1 protein-coding gene is annotated in these 4,532 nt (G+C 75.4%); it reads right to left on the bottom strand.

Annotated elements, in window-relative coordinates; all coding sequences use genetic code 11:
- On the bottom strand, positions 1-4,532 hold a 4,532-nt coding region (locus ACWDSL_RS52025; RefSeq protein WP_450496619.1), incomplete at both ends, for a type I polyketide synthase.

Raw genomic sequence — 4,532 nt, 5'->3', positions numbered from 1 at the left:
CCCGCGCCCTCGCCTCCCAGGCCGCGGCGGTCGGGCACGACGCCGAGGGTCACCATCACGTCGCGGAAGTTGATCCCGGCCGCGCGCACCGCGATGCGTACGCGTCCGGCGGCCAGCGGCTCCTCCGCCTCCGGGAACGGCACCGGCGCGACGGCGTCGATCGTCCCGGCACCGGCTTCCAGGCGCCAGGCCCCCTCCCCGGCGGCGGGAAGGAGCAGCTCCGAGGCGGTCGCGCGGCTCAGCCGGGGGACGAGGATCCGGTCGCCGCGCAGTGCCAGCTGCGGTTCGTCGAGGTCGAGGGCGCAGCGGATCGCGTCGTCGACCGGGGCGTCCGTGTCCGTGCCGGTGTCGGTGTCGAGGAGGACGAATCGGCCGGGGTTCTCGGTCTGGGCGCTGCGGACCAGGCCCCAGACGGCCGCGGCGGCGGGGTCGATGGTGGCGTCCTCGTCCACGGCGACGGCCTTGCGGGTGACGATGACCAGCGGCGCGTCGTCCGGCTTCGGATCGGCCAGCCACTCCTGTACGAGCGTCAACGCCCGCCGTACGGCGTCCAACTCGCCACCCTCGCCCGTGGTGACGACGGTGCGGGACGGCGTCGGCGCGGGCTCGTCCACCCGGTCGGCGAGCGGGGAAGCGGGCGTCCACGCCAGGGTGAACAGGCCCTCGGGGAGGGGCTGCTGGGGGGAGGCGAGGCGGGTGGGGCGGGTGGTGACGGAGGCGGCGGTCAGGATGAGTTCGCCGGCCGGGTCGGTGAGGGTGAGGACGAGGCCGCCCTCGCCGTCCCCGCTCCCGTTCCCGGCGCGGGTGATGCGGGCGCGGGCGTGGGTGGCGCCGGTGGCGTGCAGGGTGACGCCGCTCCAGGAGAACGGCAGCCAGACCTCGCCGTCCGCGGTCCCGGCGGTGGCGATGAGGGGGTGGAGCGCGGCGTCGAGGAGCGCCGGGTGGAGCGCGAGGGCGTCGGTGGCCTCGCCGTCGGGGAGCGCGATCTCGGCGAGGAGGTCGTCGCCGTCGCGCCACAGGGCGTGGAGTCCCTGGAAGGCGGGCCCGTACGCGTAGCCGTCGTCGGCGGCGCGCTCGTAGAAGCCGGTGAGGTCGACGCGTTCGGCACCCGGCGGCGGCCAGGTCTCCTCCGCCCGCGTCCCGGCCGTGGGCTGGGCGGTGAGGGTGGCGGTCGCGTGGTGGGTCCACTCCGTCGAGGGCGTGGACGCCAGGCGGGTGTAGACGTGCAGTTCGCCGCCGGCGCCGAGGATGACCTGGAGCGCGAGGGGTTCGGTGGGGTGGAGGGTGAGCGGGTGGTGGAGGAGCAACTCCTCGACGTGCGGCGTTCCGGGGGCGTGGCCGGCGGCGCACAGCGCCAGCTCCAGCAGGGCGGTGCCGGGCAGCAGGACCGTTCCCGCGATGGTGTGCTCCGTCAGCCAGCTGGCGTGGTCGGCCGCCGGGACGTAACCGCTGAGCACCACCCCGCCGTCCGCCAGCGGCGCCACCGAGTCCAGCAGCGGGTGGTCGAGTGCCGTGCCGCCCGGGGAGGCGCCGCCGCCGGAGGGGCGCGGCGCGATCCAGTACGGCTGGTGCTGGAAGGGGTAGGTGGGGAGGTCGGTGACGTGGCGGCGCTGGTGCCAGGGGGTCCAGTCGACGGGGGCGTGGGTGGTGTGGAGGGTGGCCAGGGCCTGGGCGAGGGCGTGGGTGTCGGGCTGCTTGCCGGTGAGGGTGGGCAGGGCTGCGGCGGCGGTGGTCTCGGGGAGGGTGTGGTGGACGGCGTGGGTGAGGACGGGGGTGGGGCCGAGTTCGAGGAAGAGGCCGGCGTCGTGGGCGGCGGCGAGGTGGCTGATGGTCTGGTGGAAGCGGACGGGCCGGCGGATGTGCTCGGCCCAGTAGGCGGGGGTGGTGATGTGGCCGGGGTCGGCGGGCTCGCCGGTGAGGTTGCTGATGAGGGGGAGGGCGGGCGCGTGGAAGTCGAGGTCGGCGATGGCCTGCTGGAAGGGGGTGAGGATGGACTCCATCTGGGGGGAGTGGAAGGCGTGGGAGACCGGCAGCTCGCGGACCCGGCGGCTCTGGTCGCGCCAGTGGGCCGCCGCCGCCGCGACCTGGTCGGCGGCGCCGGAGATCACGGTGTGGGCGGGGGTGTTGGTGGCGGCGATGGCCAGGCCGGGGAAGTCGGCGAGGGTGGGGGCGACTTCGTCCTCGGTGGCGTGGAGGGTGGCCATGGCGCCGCCTTCGGGGAGCGACCCCATGAGGGTGGCGCGGGCGGCGACCAGGTGGGCGGCGTCGTCGAGTGACAGCACACCGGCGAGGTGGGCGGCGCTGACCTCGCCGATGGAGTGCCCGGCCACCGCGTCCGGGGCCAGGCCCATGGAGGTGAGGAGGCGGGCGAGGGAGACGTGGAGGGCGAACAGGCCGGTCTGGGTGTAGGTGGTGTGGTGGATGAGGTCGGCGGTGTCGTGGTGGGTGGCGAAGACGATCTCGCGCAGCGGGCGGTCGAGATGGGGGTCGAGGAGAGCGCAGATCTCGTCGAAGGCGTCGGCGAAGACGGGGAAGCGGGCGTGCAGCGCGGCGCCCATGCCGGGGCGTTGACTGCCCTGGCCGGAGAAGAGCCACACGGTCTTCCCCGGCGTCTCCGGGGCCTCGCCGCCGGGGGCGACGAGCGCGGCGTGCGGCGCGCCCTCGGCGAGCGCCGCCAGGGCCGCGGTCATCTCCTCCCGGTCCTCGCCCACGATCACGGCCCGGCGTTCGAAGGTGGCCCGGGTCGTGGCGAGGGACCAGCCGACGTCCGTGACCGGCACCTCCTCGTCCGCGCGGAGGCGTTCGGCGAGGCGGGTGGCCTGGGCGCGCAGTGCCTCCTCGCTGCGGGCGGAGAGCGGCCAGGGTACGAGGCCGGGCGTGGCGGCCGGGGCTGTGCCGGGCGTTTCGCCGGGGACCTGTTCGAGGATGAGGTGGGCGTTGGTGCCGGAGGCGCCGAAGGAGGAGACGGCGGCGCGGCGGGGGCGGCCGTCGGTCTGCGGCCAGTCGGCGGGTTCGGTCAGTAGCCGGACGTTGCCGCTGTCCCAGTCGACGTGGGGGGAGGGCTCGTTCACGTGCAGGGTGGGCGGCAGGACGCCGTGCCGCATGGCCATGATCATCTTGATGGCGCCCGCGACCCCGGCGGCGGCCTGGGCGTGCCCGATGTTGGACTTGATCGAGCCCAGCCAGAGGGGCTGGTCCTCGTCCGGCCGGTCCTGGCCGTAGGTGGCGAGCAGCGCCTGCGCCTCGATCGGGTCGCCGAGGGTGGTGCCGGTGCCGTGCGCCTCCACCGCGTCCACCTCGGCGGCGGACACCCCGGCGCTGGCCAGGGCCTGGGTGATGACCCGCTGCTGGGAGGGGCCGTTGGGGGCGGTGAGGCCGTTGCTGGCGCCGTCCTGGTTGATGGCGGAGCCGCGGATGACGGCCAGCACCTGGTGGCCGTTGCGGCGGGCGTCGGAGAGGCGTTCCAGTACCAGCAGCCCGGCGCCCTCGCTCCACCCGGTGCCGTCCGCGGCGGCGGCGAACGGCTTGCACAGGCCGTCCGGGGCCAGGCCGCGCTGGCGGGAGAAGTTGGTGAAGACCTCGGGGGTGGCCAGCACCGTGACGCCGCCGGCCAGTGCCAGCTCGCACTCGCCGCCGCGCAGCGCCTGCGCCGCCAGGTGCATCGCCACCAGTGAGGAGGAACAGGCGGTGTCCACGCTGACGGCCGGGCCCTGGAGCCCGAGGGTGTACGCCACCCGGCCGGAGACGACGCTGCCCGAGTTGGCGAGCATGCTGTAGCCCGCCAGGCGCGGATCGGCCGCCAGACCGGTGCCGTAGTCGTGGTACATGACGCCCGTGTAGACGCCGGTGAGGCTGTCCTTGAGGGTGTGCGGGTTGATCCCGGCGCGTTCGAGGGCTTCCCAGGCGGTCTCCAGCAGCAGGCGCTGCTGCGGGTCCATGGCCAGCGCCTCGCGGGGGTTGATGCCGAAGAACGCCGCGTCGAAGGCGTCGGCGTCGTGGAGGAACGCGCCCTGGGAGGCGTAGCTGGTGCCGGGGTGGTCCGGGTCGGGGTGGAAGAGGTTGGCCAGGTCCCAGCCACGGTTGGTGGGGAAGGGCCCGACCACGTGCCGCCCGTCCGCGACCAGCTCCCACAGCTCCTCGGGCGAGGTCACCCCGCCGGGGAAGCGGCAGGCCATCGCCACCACCGCGATCGGCTCGTCGGCCGCCGCCGCGATCCTTCCCGGTGTCGCGGCGGCGGCGGTGGTGCCGTCGAGGTGGCGGAGCAGGTGGTCGGTGAGGGCCTGCGGGGTGGGGTAGTCGAAGACGAGGGTGGCGGGCAGCCGCAGGCCGGTGGCGGCGGCCAGCCGGTTGCGCAGCGCCACTCCGGTGAGGGAGTCGAAGCCCAGCTCCTTGAACGCCGACTCGGAACGGATCGAGGCGTCCGTGGTGTGACCCAGGACCACGGCCGCCAGCTGGCGGACCGTGGCCAGCAGCGCCTCGCGCCGGGCCGTCGCGTCGAGGCCGGCGAGGCGGGCCGTGAGCGCGGTGCCGCC

It is taken from the genome of Streptomyces sp. NPDC000941, from assembly GCF_053599555.1.
Note: the sequence above shows the minus strand (reverse complement) of the source record. Positions and strands in the feature narration are given on the sequence as shown.